At 68.4% G+C, this 17,913-nt stretch carries 21 protein-coding genes; 3 read left to right on the top strand and 18 right to left on the bottom strand.

Annotation, left to right across the window (positions count from 1 at the left end; genetic code table 11):
• Positions 1-113: 113 nt before the first annotated feature.
• Positions 114-296, bottom strand: a complete 183-nt coding sequence (locus CJ010_RS21970) for a hypothetical protein (RefSeq protein ID WP_141020026.1) — start codon at positions 294-296, stop codon at positions 114-116.
• Between the two features lie 114 nt (positions 297-410).
• Between CJ010_RS21970 and gcvA the strand changes: the two genes are divergently transcribed.
• Positions 411-1,379, top strand: a complete 969-nt coding sequence (gene gcvA, locus CJ010_RS21965) for a transcriptional regulator GcvA (RefSeq protein WP_141020025.1) — start codon at positions 411-413, stop codon at positions 1,377-1,379.
• Between the two features lie 32 nt (positions 1,380-1,411).
• Here gcvA and CJ010_RS21960 read toward each other — a convergent pair whose 3' ends face one another.
• The 3 genes from CJ010_RS21960 to CJ010_RS21950 form a co-directional block, all read right to left on the bottom strand.
• Entirely contained in the window at positions 1,412-2,116 is a 705-nt protein-coding gene (locus CJ010_RS21960) for an EF-hand domain-containing protein (RefSeq protein WP_141020024.1), read from the bottom strand.
• Positions 2,117-2,250: 134 nt separating this feature from the next.
• Positions 2,251-3,366, bottom strand: coding sequence for an ATP-binding protein (locus CJ010_RS21955; RefSeq protein ID WP_240794438.1), 1,116 nt, complete (start codon positions 3,364-3,366; stop codon positions 2,251-2,253).
• A gap of 16 nt (positions 3,367-3,382) precedes the next feature.
• A complete protein-coding gene (locus tag CJ010_RS21950) occupies positions 3,383-4,096 on the bottom strand; it encodes a response regulator (RefSeq protein WP_141020023.1) in 714 nt (237 codons plus the stop codon).
• Between the two features lie 177 nt (positions 4,097-4,273).
• Between CJ010_RS21950 and CJ010_RS21945 the strand changes: the two genes are divergently transcribed.
• The gene (locus tag CJ010_RS21945) at positions 4,274-4,639 is read left to right on the top strand and encodes a hypothetical protein (protein ID WP_141020022.1); all 366 of its coding nucleotides are present in this window, start codon (positions 4,274-4,276) and stop codon (positions 4,637-4,639) included.
• A gap of 25 nt (positions 4,640-4,664) precedes the next feature.
• Here CJ010_RS21945 and CJ010_RS21940 read toward each other — a convergent pair whose 3' ends face one another.
• From CJ010_RS21940 to CJ010_RS21875, 14 genes are all read right to left on the bottom strand, one after another.
• Positions 4,665-5,615: a prenyltransferase gene (locus CJ010_RS21940; protein WP_141020021.1), complete on the bottom strand. Its 951-nt coding sequence runs from the start codon at positions 5,613-5,615 to the stop codon at positions 4,665-4,667.
• Positions 5,605-6,243, bottom strand: a complete 639-nt coding sequence (locus CJ010_RS21935) for a cold shock and DUF1294 domain-containing protein (protein ID WP_141020020.1) — start codon at positions 6,241-6,243, stop codon at positions 5,605-5,607. Before CJ010_RS21935 ends, CJ010_RS21940 begins: the two co-directional genes overlap by 11 nt.
• A gap of 31 nt (positions 6,244-6,274) precedes the next feature.
• Positions 6,275-7,729: a ribonuclease G gene (rng, locus tag CJ010_RS21930; RefSeq protein ID WP_141020019.1), complete on the bottom strand. Its 1,455-nt coding sequence runs from the start codon at positions 7,727-7,729 to the stop codon at positions 6,275-6,277.
• 113 nt (positions 7,730-7,842) lie between these two features.
• The gene (locus tag CJ010_RS21925; RefSeq protein ID WP_141020018.1) at positions 7,843-8,463 is read right to left on the bottom strand and encodes a nucleoside triphosphate pyrophosphatase; all 621 of its coding nucleotides are present in this window, start codon (positions 8,461-8,463) and stop codon (positions 7,843-7,845) included.
• Between the two features lie 62 nt (positions 8,464-8,525).
• The gene (gene def / locus CJ010_RS21920) at positions 8,526-9,059 is read right to left on the bottom strand and encodes a peptide deformylase (protein ID WP_141020017.1); all 534 of its coding nucleotides are present in this window, start codon (positions 9,057-9,059) and stop codon (positions 8,526-8,528) included.
• A gap of 30 nt (positions 9,060-9,089) precedes the next feature.
• Positions 9,090-9,560, bottom strand: a complete 471-nt coding sequence (rlmH, locus tag CJ010_RS21915; protein WP_141020016.1) for a 23S rRNA (pseudouridine(1915)-N(3))-methyltransferase RlmH — start codon at positions 9,558-9,560, stop codon at positions 9,090-9,092.
• A 17-nt stretch (positions 9,561-9,577) separates the two neighbouring features.
• Positions 9,578-9,943, bottom strand: coding sequence for a ribosome silencing factor (rsfS, locus tag CJ010_RS21910; RefSeq protein WP_141020015.1), 366 nt, complete (start codon positions 9,941-9,943; stop codon positions 9,578-9,580).
• 19 nt (positions 9,944-9,962) lie between these two features.
• On the bottom strand, positions 9,963-10,646 hold the full coding sequence (nadD, locus tag CJ010_RS21905; protein WP_141020014.1) for a nicotinate-nucleotide adenylyltransferase: 684 nt from the start codon (positions 10,644-10,646) through the stop codon (positions 9,963-9,965).
• A complete protein-coding gene (locus CJ010_RS21900) occupies positions 10,627-11,397 on the bottom strand; it encodes a BPSS1780 family membrane protein (RefSeq protein WP_141020013.1) in 771 nt (256 codons plus the stop codon). Before CJ010_RS21900 ends, nadD begins: the two co-directional genes overlap by 20 nt.
• A gap of 7 nt (positions 11,398-11,404) precedes the next feature.
• On the bottom strand, positions 11,405-12,190 hold the full coding sequence (locus CJ010_RS21895; protein ID WP_141020012.1) for a DUF2189 domain-containing protein: 786 nt from the start codon (positions 12,188-12,190) through the stop codon (positions 11,405-11,407).
• Between the two features lie 106 nt (positions 12,191-12,296).
• Complete coding sequence (locus CJ010_RS21890) at positions 12,297-13,241, bottom strand: homoserine kinase (RefSeq protein ID WP_141020011.1); 945 nt, start codon at positions 13,239-13,241, stop codon at positions 12,297-12,299.
• Positions 13,242-13,271: 30 nt separating this feature from the next.
• Positions 13,272-13,841 carry a DNA-deoxyinosine glycosylase gene (locus CJ010_RS21885; protein WP_141020817.1) on the bottom strand — a complete coding sequence of 190 codons (570 nt, stop codon included), beginning with the start codon at positions 13,839-13,841 and terminating at the stop codon, positions 13,272-13,274.
• Positions 13,835-14,155, bottom strand: coding sequence for a DUF2782 domain-containing protein (locus tag CJ010_RS21880; RefSeq protein ID WP_141020010.1), 321 nt, complete (start codon positions 14,153-14,155; stop codon positions 13,835-13,837). The genes CJ010_RS21885 and CJ010_RS21880 overlap by 7 nt, the downstream gene beginning before the upstream one ends.
• Before the next feature lie 74 nt (positions 14,156-14,229).
• Positions 14,230-14,952: a TIGR00730 family Rossman fold protein gene (locus CJ010_RS21875; RefSeq protein ID WP_141020009.1), complete on the bottom strand. Its 723-nt coding sequence runs from the start codon at positions 14,950-14,952 to the stop codon at positions 14,230-14,232.
• A gap of 92 nt (positions 14,953-15,044) precedes the next feature.
• Here CJ010_RS21875 and polA point away from each other — a divergent pair, with 92 nt between their 5' ends.
• Positions 15,045-17,774, top strand: coding sequence for a DNA polymerase I (gene polA, locus CJ010_RS21870; RefSeq protein ID WP_141020008.1), 2,730 nt, complete (start codon positions 15,045-15,047; stop codon positions 17,772-17,774).
• The last annotated feature ends 139 nt before the right edge of the window (positions 17,775-17,913 follow it).

Genomic DNA, 17,913 nt, shown 5'->3' with positions numbered 1-17,913 from the left:
CCTCGTATCGACGGCGCGCGGGAAGGGAGGAGAGAACGCGCGCCGATGCTTTCAGCGATGGGCGAATCGCACTGCCGGGGGTTGGGCGTGATCGTCTAAAGCTGCTGCGCGCATTACCAGCAGAAGCGCTGCGCCGCTTCGGGGCTGGGCCGCGAGGCTGCAGGCTTCTTGAAGATGGCGCGGATGCGGGCCACCGTGCGCTGCAGACCGGCGGCGATCATGTCGCCGACGAGCTGATTGCGCTGTCGATAAGCGTCGCTGATGATGGCGCCGAGGTCGAGGTTGTCGTTCCGCATTTTTGGTGCTCCTGAGTAATCGGTCCGTCGTGTGGACGCTTTGCACTATAGTGACGGTGTTGCGGTGCAACAAACGATCTTTCGTCATCCGATAGAAGAGAAAAACTCATCCATATGGTTTATCGCCTGCCCCCGCTGACGGCCCTGCGTGCCTTCGAGGCAGCGGCCCGCCATCTCAGTTTCAAGCGGGCGGCGGAGGAACTTGCGGTGACGCCGACTGCAGTCAGTCACCAGATCCGCGGTCTGGAAGAAGCGCTGGGGGTGGCCTTGTTCCGTCGTCTGCCGCGCGCGCTGGCGCTGACTTCGGCGGGCGAAGCGATGCTGCCCAAGGTGACGGAGGGGCTGGACTGTTTCGCGGCGGCAGTTGAGCGGGTGAGGGCAGGATCGGCAGCGGATGGTGGCCGGCTGGAAGTGGTGGCGCCGCCGTCATTCGCGTCGCGCTGGCTGGTTCCGCGGCTGCATCGCTTCTACGCCGCATGGCCGGGAATCGAACTCCACCTCGCCAGTGCGCTGCGGGCAATCGACGGCGCCGCGGCACGCGAGGGCGGGATCGAGGACATGCGCGGCGGCCGCCCGCAGCTGTGGATACGCTTCGGACCCGGCCGCTACCCTGGCTTTCGCAGCGAGCTGCTGTTCCGTCCGGTCTATACCCCGGTGTGCAGTCCGCGCCTGCTGCGGGCCAAGCTGCCGCTGCGCCAGCCCTCCGATCTGCGCTACCACCACCTGATTCATGACGATACCGTCGAGGAAGGACATCTGCGCGCGACCTGGGCCGACTGGCTGGAGGCCGCCGCAGTGGAAAACGGCGCCGCGATCCCCGGACTGCACTTCGCCGATCCGGCGCTGGCGATCGCGGCGGCGATCGACGGCCTGGGCGTGGCGCTGGTGCCCAAACCCATGGTGACGGCGGAACTTGCCGATGGCCGCCTGGCGACGCCCTTCGAACAGGGCATCGTCGCGGCGGTGGGCTACTACCTGGTGATGCCGCCGGCGCTGGCCGATTCGCCGGCAGTGGCGGCCTTTCGCAACTGGCTGCTGGACGAGGTCGCGGTCGATGCCGGTGCGGAGCGGGCAGCCGGCTGAAGCGCGCAGCGGCGTCCGTCCGGACCTGCGCGTCAGGCAGTGACGGAGAGCAGGCTGCTGGCGGTGCTGGAGAAGCTGCTGTCACCGTAGGACGCAGCCAGTTCCATGATGCGCTTGAGCACCAGGCTGTCGCTGCTGGCGCTGGACGAGCTGCCGTCGGTGGCGCTGGTGGCGCTGGTGTTCTGCGATTCGTCGTAGGCGCGCGCTTCGCTGGCCGTGACGCGGCCGTCGCCGTTGGCATCGGCCTCGTCGAAGTTCTCGGCGATGCTGCTCATCAGGCCGGACATCTTGCTGTCGGTCGAGCCGATCTCGCTCGCCATGCTGCTCAGTTCGTCCGCAGTGTAGCCCTCGTCCTCGCCTGCGGGCGGCGGCGGAGGCGGCATGCCGCCCATCGCACCCATGCCACCCTGCTCCATCCGCATCTGGTGGAACTGGCTGTCGAGCTCGTCGGCCAGCTTCTGCAGGCTGGACGACATCTCGTCCTGGGTGAGCTTGCCGTCGGAGTCCGCGTCCAGCGCCTTGAACACTTCTTCCGCGCTGGCTGCATCGCTATCGTCGATCGACAGACTGCTGAAGGCGCTCTCGAAGTCGGCCTGTTCGAGGTAGCCCTTGCTGCTGGTGTCGAGCGCGGAGAATAGATCTTCCGACAGCCTGGAGGAGTCCGGGCGGCGGGCGGTGGTCGTCGTGGTGGCCCACGACGTATAGCTGCTGGTCGAACTGCTGATGGCACTGGTCATGACGGCTCTCCTGGTCGATGCGGACGCTTTCCCGCGCACAGCGGTCGGGAAAATGCCGTCAATCTAGGCCGCTGGTTTGGCTGCAGTTTGTCGGCTTGGTATCGCCGCGGATACATGAGGCCGTTGCCGGATGCTCAGGCCGCCGGCCGCGGTAGGCTGAGGCGGGCGATCAGGCCGCCGCTGGGCGCATTGCGCAGCGTGAGCTCGCCACCGTTGCGGCGTGCCGCATCACGTGCGATCGACAGCCCGAGGCCGACGCCGCCGGAGTCGCGGTTGCGCGAGGCGTCCAGCCGCACGAAAGGCTCCATCACCTGGGCGATGCGGTTTTCGGGGATGCCCGGCCCGGCGTCGCGGACCTCGATCGTCAGGCTGGCGGGGCTGTCGATCAGCGCGATGGTGGCGCGCTGGCCGTAGCGGAAGGCGTTGTCCACCAGGTTGTCGAGGCAGCGGCGCAGTGCGTGCGGCAGGCCTTCGATGGGCTTGGCGCTGCCCTCCACCGTGACTTCGCCGCCGCCGTCGCGCGCATCCTCCGCAACCGAATCGGCCAGCGCCTGAATGTCCAGCCGCTGCCACGGTTCGCTGTGGGCTTCGCCGCGCAGGTAGTTGAGGGTGGCATCCAGCATCGCCGCCATTTCGCCGATGTCGTCGCGCAGGCGCTGGTGGGTGTCGCGTTGGTGCGTGTCGGCTTCGCCGCCGGTGGCAAGCGTCTCGACGCGCAGCTTCATACGCGTGAGCGGGGTGCGCAGGTCGTGCGACACCGCTGCCAGAAAGCGTTCGCGCTCTTCCAGCTGGGCCCGGATGCGGTCCTGCATGCGGTTGAAGACACGGGCTGCGCGGCGCGCTTCGCGCGGTCCCTGTTCCTCGATGGGCGGGCTGCTGAGGTTGTCGCCAAGGCGTTCGGCGGCGCCGGCCAGTTGCTGGATGGGGCGTGCCAGCACGCGCGCCCCATACCAGGCCGCCACGGTGAGTGCGGCGATCTGGCTGGCGAGACCGAGCCACAGACCGAGCGGCGGTGGCCGGCGGCGCGGATCGGGCCGCGGTGGCGGCGGCATCGGCGCCACCGCGCCCGGCGCGGCGACCGCTGGCGGCGGAGCGAAGCGCGCGCCGTCGGGACCGGGTGAGGCTACGAACAGGAACAGCAGCGTGGATACAAGATGGCTGGCCAGCACGGCCAGGACGACCAGACCGAACAACCGGCCGAACAGGGTATCGGGCAGGAAGCGCTTCATTGGTGCAGTGGCGGTTCGCACCGAGCGCAATCCGGCTTCAACGGCTGACCTCGGCATCGAAGAGGTAGCCCTCGCCGCGTACGGTCTTGAGCAGCCTGGGCAGGCGCGGGTCGTCCTGAAGCTTCTGGCGCAGCCGCGAGACCAGCAGGTCTATGCTGCGGTCGAAGGCTTCGGCGGCACGGCCGCGTGCGGCGTCCAGCAGCTGGTCGCGGTTGAGCACGCAGCGCGGCCGTTCGATGAAGACCCACAGCAGGCGGAATTCGGCGTTCGACAGCGGGATCGCGAGCGCGCCGGGCGAGGTCAGCAGGCGTGTGAGCGGATTCAGCCGCCAGCCGGCAAAGGCGATCTCGCCGGCCTGTTCGGGTGCGGCGGCCGGCTGGCGGGCTGCGGCGGTGCGGCGCAGGATGGTGTGGATGCGGGCCACCAGCTCGCGCGGATCGAAGGGCTTGACGATGTAGTCGTCGGCACCGAGCTCCAGGCCGACGATGCGGTCGGCGATCTCGCCCCGCGCCGTCAGCATCACGATGGGCAGGTCCGAGCCGGCGCGCAGGTTGCGGCACAGGCTGAGGCCATCCTCGCCGGGCAGCATCAGGTCGAGGATGACCAGGTCGACGGGCTGGGCCGCGAGGGCGCTGCGCATCGAGGCCGCATCGCCCGCCTCCTGGCAGGTGAAACCGTAGCCGCCGAGGTAGTCGGCCAGCAGGCTGCGGATCTGGGGGTCGTCGTCGACGATGAGGATGCGGTGGGACATGGGGCCGGATGAGCAAAAGACGGTGAATTGTCTGTCATCGTCTTGTATCCTGCTTGTCTGATTTGTAGTCGTCCGGATACATGGCGCCCTGTCGGCGCGGTGCCGGTCTATAGTCGAAGGGCATGTGCGCGCAATATCGTGCGCCCGGCCGACTCGATAATCACTCGGGAGAAGAAGATGAAGAGCCAGCGTTCGAAGCAGCCTTTGCGCAACCGCAGTCTTGCCGTCGTCCTGGCGGCGAGCCTGCTCCTGCCGGCGGCGCCGGTCATGGCGCAGACCAACGATTCGCTCACCGGCGACCGTGGCGGAGACAAGGCGGTCGATCTGTTCATCGTGCGGCCGTTCAGCTTCGTCGGCTCGGTGCTCGGCACGGTGGGTTTCGTGCTGGCTTTGCCCTTCACCATCCCGAGCGGCACCGTCGGCGAAACCGGCCGCGACTGGGTGGTCGATCCGCTCGAATACACCTTCTACCGCCCGCTCGGCAATTTCGACCAGTGCGGTCGCGACAGCAACCCCTATTCCTGCGGCGGCGGCAGCAACTGATGCCCGCCCCGGCCGGCCGCGGCGCTCAGTAGGCGCCCGGCCAGCGGCCGAAAGCGAGCGCTGCCGCCAGCGCCAGGCCGTGCAGGTTGGCGGCCAGGATGGTGCGCTTGATTGCCGGCGCGAGTTCGGCCGGTTCGCCGGCGTGGGCGATCAGTTCGCGGGCTGCGGCGAACGAGAGCACCAGCGTCAGCGCCGCCGCCCCCGCCTTTTGCGGCAACCTGTCGGTTGCCACCATTGCCACCAGCCAGCCGTAAGCCAGGATGGCAATCAGCAGATACCCCCACTTTGCGACCGCCGGCCCGAGGCGCACCACCAGCGTGCGCTTGCCGGCGGCGGCATCGCCGTCGTGGTCCGGGAACTGGTTGATGAAGAGCAGGTTGGCCACCAGCAGCGCATAGGACAGTCCGGACGCCACCGGCAGGAAGCTGAAGGCGCCGCGCTGCACATAGTCGGTGCCGACGACCACCAGCAGCCAGCCGGCGGCGATCGCCAGTTCGCCCAGGCCACGGCTCATCAGCGCGAGCGGCGGAGCCGAGTAGGCCCAGCCGACGAAGAGTCCGCCCAGTCCGATCGCGATCAGACCGGGGCCGGCCTGCCAGGTCAGCCACAGGCCCGCCGGAATGACGGCGGCCAGCAGCGCGTAGCCGAAGCGACCGGTTTCGCGCGTGCTCAGGACGCCGTTCTGGATGAAGCGGCTGCCGCCGGTGAAGGGGAAAAGGCGGGCGGTGTTGGCCGCGTCGGCGCCGCTCAGTGCATCGTGGAAGTCGTTGATGACATTGACGCCGGCATGGGCGACCAGGGCGAACAGCACGGTGGCTGCTGCGGTCGTCGCATCCAGCCGCAGGCCGCTGCCCCAGGCGCCGGCAAGGCCGATCAGGCAGCCCACCAGCGTGACGGACAGGAAGGCGGGGCGGGTGGCGGCGAACAGGACGGCGGCGCGCGAGCGGCCGCTATCGGGCCGGGGCTCAGCGGGCATGGGCGAATCCGATGGCGGTAGCGACGGCGTCCGGATAGGCGGCGCCCCCCAAGGCCAGCAGGGCTGCGAGGCCCGCAAGGCGGAACAGGTGGACGAAGGCCGCCTTGGACGATTTGTGGCGGAACAGCCTTTGCGCAGCGAGTGCTCCCAGCCAGCCGCCCAGGAGGCCGGCGAGCTGAAGCTTGGCTTCCGGCACGCGCCATTCGTCGCGCTCGGCGCGGCGCTTGTCGGCGTAATACATGACGAAGGCGATGCAGCTCATGAAGGCGATGACACCCAGCAGCGGTATTGGCAGCCTGCCGTCGGCCACCAGCCACGAGGGCAGGCCGAGGTGGGCGCCGGCGAGCAGCGCGTCGGGCGTCCAGCCCAGCGGACGGCCTTGGCCGGCGCGCCGTGCGGCCGGCCTGCGATCCTGTGGCACGTCGGCGTAACGCAGCGCGACCGCACGGCGTTTGCCGTCGGCCGGCGGGGCCAGTTCGTAGCTGACGATGCGGCCGACCGCGGGCCGGTCGGCCGAGCCGCGCAGATCGGAGATGTGAAAGAAGTGGCGCTCGGCGCTGCCGTGAGTCACGACGAAACCGAAGCCGCGGTCATCGTTCCACTCGGTGATCCTGCCTTGCAGTCGCATGCCTGTCCTCGTGTCGGGAAATGCGGGGGCGCTACAGCAGCACGATGTCGAACTGTTCCTGCGTGTAGCTGGCTTCCGGATGCAGCGAGATCTTCTTGTCGATGAAGTCCGACAGCATCGCCAGCGACTGGCTTTCCTCGTCGAGGAAGAGATCGATGACGTTGGGGGCGGCGAGCACGCGGAATTCGCGCGCATTGAACTGGCGCGCCTCGCGCAGCAGTTCGCGCAGGATTTCGTAGGCTACCGTGCGCGCGGTCTTGACCTCGCCGCGGCCGCCGCAGGTGGGGCAGGGCTCGCACAACAGGTGGGCGAGCGACTCGCGGGTGCGTTTGCGCGTCATCTCCACCAGGCCGAGCGCGGTGAAGCCGTTGATGCTCATCTTGGTGTGGTCGCGTGCCAGCGCCTTGCGGAATTCGTCGAGCACCATCTCGCGGTGCTCGATGTTCTCCATGTCGATGAAGTCGATGATGATGATGCCGCCGAGGTTACGCAGGCGCAGCTGGCGGGCGATGGCCTGGGTGGCCTCGAGGTTGGTCTTGAAGATGGTGTCGTCGAAATTGCGCGCACCGACGAAGCCGCCGGTGTTCACATCCACCGTGGTCATCGCCTCGGTCTGGTCGATGATGAGGTAGCCGCCGGACTTGAGATCCACCCTGCGCGCCAGCGCCTTCTGGATTTCCTCTTCGACGTTGAAGAGGTCGAACAGCGGCCGCTCGCCAGTGTAGTGCTCGAGCAGCGGCAGCACCTTGGGGCTGTATTCGGCGGCGAAGGCTTCGAGCTTCTGGAAGTTCTCGCGCGAGTCCACGCGGATGCGGGTGGTCTCTTCATTGACCAGGTCGCGCAGCACGCGCTGGCCGAGCCCGAGGTCTTCATGCAGCAGCTTGGGCGGGAAAGCGCCGGTGCTGCTGTTGCGGATCTCGCTCCAGAGCTTGCGCAGGTAGGCGATGTCGGCGGCGAGCTCCTCGTCCGAGGCGGATTCGGCCATGGTGCGGACGATGAAGCCGCCGGGCTCGTCGGCCGGTACCAAACGGGTCAGGCGCTCGCGCAGGGCCTCGCGCTCGGCCTCGTTTTCGATGCGCTGGGAAATGCCGATGTGCTTTTCCTGGGGCAGGTATACCAGCAGCCGGCCGGCGATGCTGACCTGGGTGGACAGGCGCGCGCCCTTGGTGCCGATCGGATCCTTCAGCACCTGCACCAGCAGGCTCTGGCCTTCGGCGAGGATGCGCTCGATCGGCTTGGCGGCTTCGCCGTTCTGGCGGTCGCTCCAGATGTCGGCGACGTGCAGGAAGGCGGTGCGTTCCAGGCCGATCTCGATGAAGGCCGACTGCATGCCGGGCAGCACCCGCACCACCTTGCCGAGATAGATGTTGCCGACGATGCCGCGGCTGGCGGTGCGCTCGACGTGCAGTTCCTGCACGACGCCCTGTTCGACGATGGCGACCCGCGTTTCCTGCGGGGTGAAGTTGATGAGGAACTCGATGCTCATGGTGCGACACGTAATGGGAAATGCGCAATGACAGACCCGGCTGCCATTGCGCATGGCTCATCGCCATGCCTGCTCCGGCTACAGCAAGCGGAACCTGCCGCAGCGGTGGGCAGCTACAAAGGATAGCCGAAGGCTTCGAGCAACTGGGCGGTTTCGAACAGCGGCAGACCCATGATCCCGGAATAGCTGCCGCGGATCTCCTCGACGAAGATGGCGGCACGGCCCTGGATGCCGTAGGCGCCGGCCTTGTCCATGGGTTCGCCGGAGGCCACGTAGTAGCGGATGTCGTCTTCGCTGAGGGGGCGGAAGCGCACTTCGCTTACCGAAGTGAGGCTGCGGATGCGGTGGCCGTCGCTGACCGCTACCGCGGTCAGCACGCGGTGGCTGCGGCCGGACAGGCGGGCGAGGATGGCGCGCGCCTCGGCGGCGTCGGCGGGCTTGCCGACGATCTCGCCGTCGACTTCGAGCGTGGTGTCGGCCGAGAGGACCGGCTGGCGTGGCAGCTTGCGCCACAGCGTGCGGCGGAATCCGGCTTCCGCCTTGGTCAGCGCCAGGCGTTCGACGTAGTGTTCGACGCTCTCGTCGGCAAACGGCGTTTCGTCGACGTCGGCGTCGTCGCCACGTTCGCCGCTGCGGAAGGTGAGCACGTCGAAGGGCACGCCGATCTGGCGCAGCAGTTCGCGGCGGCGCGGGCTTTTCGAGGCGAGATAGATGCGGGGCGGGCTGGCAGCCATGATCGGGCGTCCGGTTGATGACACACAATTGTAACCGCGCGGCGGGGCGGGTTATCCCGGTTTCAGACTTCTTCGGCGGCCGGAATGTTCTGCGGCAGGGCGTCGACAAAGCCGAAGCGGGAGAAGTCGCGCACCCGCATCGGGTAAAGGACGCCGTCGAGGTGGTCGCATTCATGCTGCACGACGCGGGCGTGAAAGCCATCGACGGTGCGTTCGATGGGCTGGCCGTCGAGGTCGGCGCCGCTGTAGCGCAGTTGCTGCCAGCGCGGCACCCAGCCGCGCAGGCCGGGCACCGAAAGGCAGCCCTCCCAGCCTTCCTCGATCTCGTCGGACAAGGGCGTCAGCACCGGGTTGGCGAGCACGGTGAAGGGCACCGGCGGCGCGTCGGGGTAGCGTTCGCTGTGTTCGAAGCCGAAGATCACCAACCGCAGGTCCACGCCGATCTGTGGTGCGGCAAGCCCGACGCCGCCGGCTGCGCGCATGGTGTCGAGCATGTCGGCCACCAGTTCGCGCAGGGCGGCAGTGCCGAAGGCGGTGATCGGGCGGGCGCTGCGCAGCAGTCGCGGGTCGCCCATGCGCAGGATGTCGCGGACCATGGCGGTTCTCGGTAGGCGAGGCGGCGTGCGCTACTCGCGGTGATAGGGATGATTCTTCGTGACGCTCCAGGCGCGGTAGAGCGCTTCGGCCAGCAGCGGCCGTACCAGGGCGTGCGGCAGGGTCAGGCTGGACAGGCGCAGCGACTCGTTGGCGCTGGCTTTGAGTTCCGGGGCAAGTCCATCGGGGCCGCCGACGATGAAGGCGACGTCCTGGCCTTCGGCCTGCCAGGCTTCGAGGCGGCGGGCCAGCGCGACGGTGGTGAGGTCGGCACCGCGTTCATCGAGGATGAGGCGGCGGCAGCGCGGCGGCAAGGCGGCTTCGATGCGGGTGGCCTCGGCCGCCATCATCGCGTCCACCGTCTTGCCGGTGGTACGCGGTTCGGCTTTCACCTCGACCAGTTGCAGCGGCAGTTCGCGCGGCATGCGGCGCGCGAACTCGTCGAAACCGGCTTCCACCCACGCCGGCATGCGGTGGCCGACGGCGACGACGAGGAGCTTCATTCAGTGCGCGCCGAGCCTCAGTCGGCGACGCGGGCGTCGGCCGGCTTGCGGCGCGCGGTCGCGTGGTTCATCCACAGCTCTTCCAGGTTGTAGTAGCTGCGGACCGCCGGCTGCATGATGTGCACCACGATGTCACCGAGATCGACCAGCACCCATTCGCCGGTTTCCTCGCCTTCCACGCTGACGACCTGGCCACCGGCTTCCTTGACCTTGTCCTGCACGTTGCGCGACAGCGCGCGCGTCTGGCGTCCCGAATCGGCGCTGGCGACGACGATGCGATCGAACAGGGCGGTGAGCTTGGTGGTGTCGATGACTTCGATGTCGCGGGCCTTGATGTCTTCCAGGGCGCTCACGACGATTTCCTGCAGCTTGGGCGTATTCATTGGGGAGGGCGGTGGCCTTTCAGCGGTAGAGATGATGTAAATCAATATAGTCGAGAACGGAATCGGGCAGCAAATAGCGGGGGCTGCTGCCCATCCGGATCAGGTCGCGGATCTGCGAGGCGGAAATCGCCAGCGGCGTCATGTCGAAGGGGATGACTTTGCCAGCGGCGGCGGCGCGTAGCGCGGCAGGGTCGGTGGCGTGGCGGTCGCGGCAGGCGGCATCGAGTTCCGGCGACAGGATGGCCGGCCAGCGGCGGCCGTGCGGCGCGTAGCCGGGCCGGTTGGCAACGGCGATGTGGGCGAGCCCGAACAGTTCCTGCCAGCGATGCCAGCCCGGCAGGCCTTCGAAGGCGTCTGCGCCGAGAATGAGCACCAGCGGGCGGTCCGGTCCGAGTTCGGCACGCAGCCGCTCCAGCGTGAGCACGGTATAGCTCTTCCGGCTGGCGCGGACCTCGCTGTCGTCGATCTCGAGCGCGGGATTGCCGGCGACCGCGAGCCGCGCCATCGCCAGGCGGTCGTCGGCCGTCGAGCGTGGCGCGTCGCGGTGCGGTGGCTGGCCGGCGGGGATCATGCGCACCGCGTCGAGCGCGAGCGCTTCGCGCGCTTCTTCCGCCAGCCGCAGGTGGCCGAGGTGGATGGGGTCGAAGGTGCCGCCGAGCAGGCCGAGTGGCCCGGTGCCGCGCTCAGCTGCCGCCGTTGCCATTGCCGGGCGTGCCGAACACGTCGCGCGCGTTGCAGTAGAAGCTGGCGAAGACGATCGGGATCAGGATCAGGGGCAGCGGCACCGATACCAGCGTCGCCAGCGTCGGCGAAATCAGGCCGAGGGTGCCGACGATGATGCCGGGCAGCACCGCGCCGAACAGCATCAGCGCCAGCGCATAGGCGAGGAAAGGCCGCCAGTTGCGCAGGCAGGCGTGGAAGCTGAAGAACATCGCCTTGGGAGCGGTGAGCTTCCACCAGCCGGCCAGCAGCGGGGCGAACCAGTAGGCCATCATCACCGGCGTGGACAGGCCCAGCGCGATCAGCAGCGACAGCGTGAAGGCCGGGCTGGCCGCCGCCTCGCTGTCGATATTGCCGCCGGTCATCGCCTTGAGCAGGGTGCCGCCGTCGGCGAGCGAGGTCAGCACCAGCACCAGCAGGCTGGCGACGAGGTAGATCCCGCCTATGGTGACGAGGCTTTGCACATTGCCCTTGAAGCCGGAGAACAGGATGTCCGGCCCGACCTTGCGCCCCTCGTCCACCGCGCGGCAGCCGTTGAGCACGCCGAGCGACAGTACCGGCATCAGCAGCGAGGCGACCGGTTGGCCGATGAAGGGAAAGAGGCTCACCACGATGAGCGCGAGCAGGTAGCCGAAGGCGAGGAAACTGAGCAGCGCCGGGCTGCGGCGCCACAGTTGGAGGCCCTCGACGAGCCAAGCCCAGCCGCGCTGGGTCGGGAGTTGTTTTGCTTGCATGACGAAATTATGCGCGGGTATCGGTCGCGTCGGTAGCCGGGGCGGGCAGGGCGGGCGGCGGGGCGAAGATGTCCCGCCAGGCGGCATAGAGGGCACCGGCCAGCACCGGCACCAGCACCAGCATGCCCAGTCCGGCCGGCAGCATCGCTACCCACACCAGGACATAGAGCATGGCCGCCAGCAGGGCAAAGGTCAGCAGGTTGTGGAAGCAGGCCTGGGCGGACAGCTTCATCGCGTCCAGCGGCGCGACGTCCTGCAGCATGACCAGTGCCGGCGCGAACGACAATGCCATCATCAGCAGCGCCCACAGCACGGTAAAGACCAGCACGCCGAACATCACACCGCCGGTGGCGAGCCCCATACCGGCGAAGGCGCCGAACAGCATGCCGGTGAGTACCGCGCTGCCGCCGATGGCCGCGGCCACCAGCGCCGCGAGCAGGGTGCCGAGCAGGTGGAAACCGCCGACCAGCAGCAGATTGCCGGCGTGGCGGCGCAGACCGTCGAAGAGGTGGCCGACGCGCAGCGCTTCGCCGCGATCGAGCGCCTGCGCGCCGGCGACCAGACCGCCCACCAGCACCGGCAAGGCGACCGGCGCGGCGGCCCAGCCGAGGAAGGGCACGACGCCGAGTGCGGCCAGGATGACGATCAGGATCAGCGTCTGGGCCAGCCAGATCGCGGGGTTCCTGACGAACAGACTCCAGCCGGCCGACAGCCAGCGCAGGGCGTCGGCGGGCGTGACAGTGGCGGGCGGTGGCAGCGGGTGGTGGCGGTGGTGAGGCGGGTGGGTGGTCATCTGTGTGGGAGGGTGCGCGCGGGTCCGGGAGCCGGGCGGCGGAATGCCGATGCGGGCCGGGGCGCGCCGATGCTAGCCGATGGGGCGGGCGAGTTCAAAGCGATATTCATGCGCAGGCCAGCGCCGGGCTGGCAGCGATGCGCAGGCGCAGGATGTCGCGGTATTCGTCCGGGTTCTTGACCAGCACCATTTCGCCCTCGCGCGGCAGGTGGAAGTCGGCCGCGCGCGACAGCCAGAAGCGCAACGCGGCGGCGCGCAGCATGGTCGGCCAGGCGGTGTGTTCGGCGGCGGTGAAGGGGCGCTCGGCGTGGTAGGCGGCGAGCAGTGCGGCACAGCGGGTCCGGTCCAGTTCGCCGTCCGGCGTGGCGCACCAGTCGTTGACCGTGACCGCGACGTCGAACAGCAGCGCGTCGTGGCCGGCGAAGTAGAAGTCGATGACGCCGCCGATGTGCTCGCCGTCCCACAGCACGTTGTCGCGGAAGAGGTCGGCATGGATGGCGCCGGCCGGCAGGGCGGCAAAGTCGGTCTGCTGCTGGAAGGCGATCTCGGCGTCGAGCAGGGCGCGCTCGTCGGCCGGCAGGAAGTCGCGCACCGCGGCGGCGGTTGCGCGCCGCCAGGCCGGACCGCGCGGATTGTCCTGGCGGCGGCCGTAGGACAGCCCGGCCAGGTGCAGCCCGGCAAGCATGGCGCCGACCTTGGCGCAATGGGCGGTGTCGGGCGCCATTACCGAACGGCCGGGCAGTCGCATCACCAGGACCGCCGGACGCTCGCACAGGGTGTCGAGGTACTCGTTGTCGCGGTTGGCGATCGGTGCGGGCACCGGCAGGCCATGGCGGGCGAGGTGGGCCATCAGGTGCAGGTAGTAGGGCAACTCGGCGCGCGGAATGCTTTCGAACAGCGTCAGCACGTAGCGGCCCAGCGTGGTGGTGACGAAGAAGTTGCTGTTCTGCACGCCGGCAGAGATGCCCTTGAGCTCCACCAGGCGGCCGATGGCGTAGTTCTGCAGCCAGCCGGCGAGGGCGGCGTCGGGCACGGAGGTGAAGACGGACATGGGCGTGGGCTCCGGTAAGGCGTATGGCGTTCAGGCTGCGCCGACCGCCGCCTGCAGTGTGGCGTCGCGCTCCGCGGCCTGGCGCAGGATAGTCCATGCGGCAAGCTTGTCGGCCAGATTGCGGCCGGCGTGAGCGGGGCTGGTGGACGGCAGGCGCTGCAGTTTCAGTGTAGGCCGGTCGCCGGCGGTGGCGAGTCGCGCGCCGAAGTGGCGCCGGAATGCGTCCGCCGCCGTGCTGCCGTTGAAGAAAATGTATTCGAGCGCGGGGCAGGCCGCGATCAGCCCGGGGAGGTCGTTGGCGACCACGCTTTCGGGGGCGATCGCGCTGTCCAGGCTGCCGGGGCGGCGGCAGCTGGCAATGACGTCCCACAGAGCGATACGGGCATCGAGCAGGCGTTCCAGCCGCGCCGGGTAGGGCAGGGCCGGGCCGGCGCCGAAGAATTCGCCCATGATGGTCCAGAAGGCGTTGCGCGGATGCGCGTAGTACTGCGCGGCGCTCAGCGAGGCCACGCCCGGCATGCTGCCGAGCACCAGCACGCGCGCGTCCTCGCGCCACACCGGCGCGAAGCTGCGCACCTCGGGGCCGGCGGCGCTCACCAGCTCTTGATCACCCACATCGGGACGGACAGTGCGGGTGCGTCGTCGCGCACCATCCGGCCATCGCCGTTCCTGTCGATCAGGTAGTAGGGCACGCCGTGCGGCGGCGTCACCTTGACCATGTAGAGCTTGCCGCGGATGCGGTATTCGCTCACGGTGTCCTCGCCGCGCTTGACGATGGTGACCTGCGGCTCGTCGGTGTCGGTCATGCCCGGCGGCGGCGGGGGCGGTTCGGGGATCGGTTCGAGCTTGGGCGGTTGCTGGGCGAAAGCCGGCAGCGCGGCGGCCATCAGCAGGGCGATCAGGGTGCGACGCATGGCGATTCTCCTTGAGAGGGGCCGGATTCTAGCAGCGCGGGGCGGTCGAGCGCCCGGCTCGGGCCGGCAATGACTCAGAGGTTGAGCATCAGTTCGTGTTCTTCCGGCAGCGGCAGGAAGCCGCGGGTTTCGTAATGTTTGAAAATGGCTTCGACCACGTCTTCCGGCTTGTCGATCACCTGCACGAGTTCGAGGTCCTCGGGGTTGATCATGCGCTCGGCCACCAGGCGGTCGCGGAACCAGTCGAGCAGCCCCTTCCAGAACGGGCCATGGACCAGGATGATGGGGATCTTGCGGCTCTTGCCGGTCTGGATCAGCGTCATCGCTTCGAGCAGCTCATCCAGGGTGCCGAAGCCGCCGGGCATCACGACGTAGGCGGTGGCGAACTTCACGAACATGAACTTGCGCGCGAAGAAGTGCTGGAAGGTCTGCGAGATGTCCTGGTAGGGGTTGGCCTGCTGCTCCATGGGCAACTGGATGTTGAGGCCGATCGAGGGGCTCTTGCCGAAATAGGCCCCCTTGTTGGCAGCCTCCATGATGCCGGGGCCGCCGCCGGAGATTACCGAAAAACCGGCGTCCGACAGCAGGCGCGAGATCTTCTCCGTCAGCATGTAGTACATGTGGTCGGGCGGAATGCGCGCGCTGCCGAAGATGGAGACGGCGGGGCGGATGGCATTGAGGCGTTCGGTCGCCTCGACGAACTCTGCCATAATTCCAAAAATCCGCCAGGACTCGCGCGCATTGAAGCGTGGCGCGCTGCCGGGCACGCTGCGGGGGAGTTTTTCTTTCGCGGTCATCTGCTTCTCTAATCTAATTATTCTGGGCCGGTGCCGCCGCGACGCGTCTGCGCTCGTCATGCCGCACCAGCGTGCCCGCAAGGATTTCCAGGATGCCCACCCTGCTGCTCGTCGATGGCTCCAGCTATCTTTACCGCGCCTTCCATGCCTTGCCCGACCTGCGCAATTCGAAGGGCGAGCCCACCGGGGCGATCCGCGGTGTGTTATCGATGCTACGTCGGCTGGAGAGCGACTACAAGGCGGAGTATCGCGCCTGCGTGTTCGATGCCAAGGGCAAGACCTTCCGCGACGACTGGTATCCGGAATACAAATCGCACCGCCCGCCGATGCCCGACGACCTGCGCGTGCAGATCGAACCGCTGCATGAAGCGGTGCAGGCCGAGGGCTGGCCGCTGCTGTCGGTCGAGGGCGTCGAGGCCGACGACGTCATCGGCACGCTGACCCGCCAGGCGGTCGAGCGCGGCTGGGAGGTGGTGATCTCCACCGGCGACAAGGACCTCACCCAGCTGGTGCGTCCCGGCGTGCGCTGGGTCAACACCATGAACGAAGAAGTGCTGGACGAGGCTGGCGTGGCTGCCAAGTTCGGCGTGCCGCCGGAGCGCATCATCGACTACCTGGCGCTGGTCGGCGACACCGTCGACAATGTGCCCGGCGTGGAGAAGTGCGGCCCTAAGACCGCGGTGAAGTGGCTCACCGAGTACGGCACGCTCGACAACCTCGTCGCCAATGCCGACAAGGTGGGCGGCAAGGTGGGCGAGAACCTGCGCAAGCACCTGGACTTCCTGCCGCTAGGCAAACGCCTGGTGACGGTGGCGACCGACATCGAGCTGCCGCTGCAGCTCGAAGAATTGCCGGCGCGCGAGGACGACAAGGCCGCGTTGCGCGCGCTCTACGAGCGCTTCGAGTTCCGCGGCTGGCTGAAGGACCTCGCCGAGGGAGCGGCCTCCGCCGGCGAAGCGGCACCTGCGGTGGCCGAGGTGGAGGAAGACGATCCGCCCGCCGACCCCGCCGCGCATCGCGCCGGCTATCAGGCCATCCTCGACTGGCCGAGCTTCGACGCCTGGCTGGCGAAGCTGAACGCCGCCGAACTCACCGCCTTCGACACCGAGACCACCAGCCTGGACCCGATGGCGGCGCAGCTGGTCGGCATGTCCTTTTCCACGGTGAAGGGCGAGGCTGCCTACCTGCCGCTTGCCCATCGCGGCGCCGATGCGCCCGAGCAGCTGCCGCTGGCCGAGGTGCTGGCCAGGCTCAAGCCCTGGCTGGAATCCGCCGCGCACGCCAAGGTCGGCCAGAACCTCAAGTACGACGCCCATGTGCTGCTCAACCACGGCATCCGCCTGGGCGGCATCGCCCACGATACCCTGCTCGAATCCTATGTGCTGGAGTCCGACAGGACGCACGACATGGATTCGCTCGCCAAGCGCCACCTCGGCCTGACCACGATTCCGTACACCGAGGTCTGCGGCAAGGGCGCCAAGCAGATCGGCTTCGACGAGGTGGCGGTGGATCGCGCAACCGAATACGCCGCCGAGGACGCCGACATCACCCTGCGCCTGCACCGCAAACTGTGGCCGCAGGTGGAGGCGGCGCCGAGGCTGGCCGCGCTTTACCGCGAGATCGAACTGCCGACCATGGCGGTGCTGCTGGAGATGGAGCGCACCGGCGTGCTGATCGACCCCTTCCTGCTCGCGCAGCACGGCGAGGAACTCGGCCGCCGCCTGATGGAACTGGAGCGCGAGGCGCATCAACTGGCCGGCCAGCCCTTCAACCTCGGTTCGCCCAAGCAGCTCGGCGAGATCCTGTTCGGCAAGCTCGGGCTGCCGGTGGTGAAGAAGACCGCCACCGGTCAGCCCTCCACCGACGAGGACGTGCTCACCCAGCTCGCCGACGACTACCCGCTGCCCAAGCTGCTGCTGGAGCACCGCGGCCTCGCCAAGCTCAAGAGCACCTACGCCGACAAGCTGCCGCGCATGGTCAATCCGAAGACCGGCCGGGTGCACACCAACTTCTCGCAGGCCACCGCCGTCACCGGCCGGCTGGCAAGCACCGATCCCAATCTGCAGAACATCCCGATCCGCACTGCCGAGGGCCGCCGCATCCGCGCCGCCTTCATTGCCCCGCGCGACCACCTCATCGTCTCGGCCGACTACTCGCAGATCGAGTTGCGCATCATGGCCCACCTGTCGGGCGACGCCCGCTTGCTCGACGCCTTCGCCCGCGGCGAGGATGTGCACCGCGCCACCGCCGCCGAGGTGTTCGGCGTCGAGCCGGCGGAGGTCAGCAGCGAGCAGCGCCGCTACGCCAAGGTGATCAACTTCGGCCTGATCTACGGCATGAGCGCCCACGGCCTGGCCAGGAACCTCGGCATCGAGCGCGCCGCCGCGCAGGCCTGGATAGACCGCTACTTCGCCCGCTACCCCGGCGTGGCCGACTACATGGAGCGCATCAAGGCCGAGGCCAAGGACAAGGGCTACGTCGAAACGGTGTTCGGCCGCCGGCTGCACCTGCCGGACATCCGCGCCCAGCAGGTGGGGCGTCGCCAGGCCGCCGAGCGCGCCGCGATCAACGCGCCGATGCAGGGCACCGCGGCCGACCTGATCAAGAAGGCGATGATCGCGGCGCATGGCTGGCTGGCGGGCTCGGGCTTGAAGTCGCGGCTGGTGCTGCAGGTGCACGACGAATTGGTGCTGGAAGTGCCGCAGGGCGAGCTGGAGACGATGCGTGCGGAGCTGCCGCGGCTGATGGGCGGGGTCGCACAACTGGCGGTGCCGCTGCTGGTGGAGGTGGGCGCGGGGGCTAACTGGGACGAAGCACATTGACGGGGCAAGGCTGCGCCAGGAAATGCCGGGAACTGGTCACGCACCGTTGAATGAGTGCTTTGCTTCCAACGAGGACGCCCGGCATCCGGCAATTCGGCTCTACGACTTTCGGCCAGCTTATTGAAATTTTGCCGCAGTG

Origin of the sequence: Azoarcus sp. DD4 (assembly GCF_006496635.1) — a bacterium.
GTDB lineage: Bacteria > Pseudomonadota > Gammaproteobacteria > Burkholderiales > Rhodocyclaceae > Azoarcus.
This window is presented reverse-complemented; position numbering and strand designations above follow the sequence as displayed.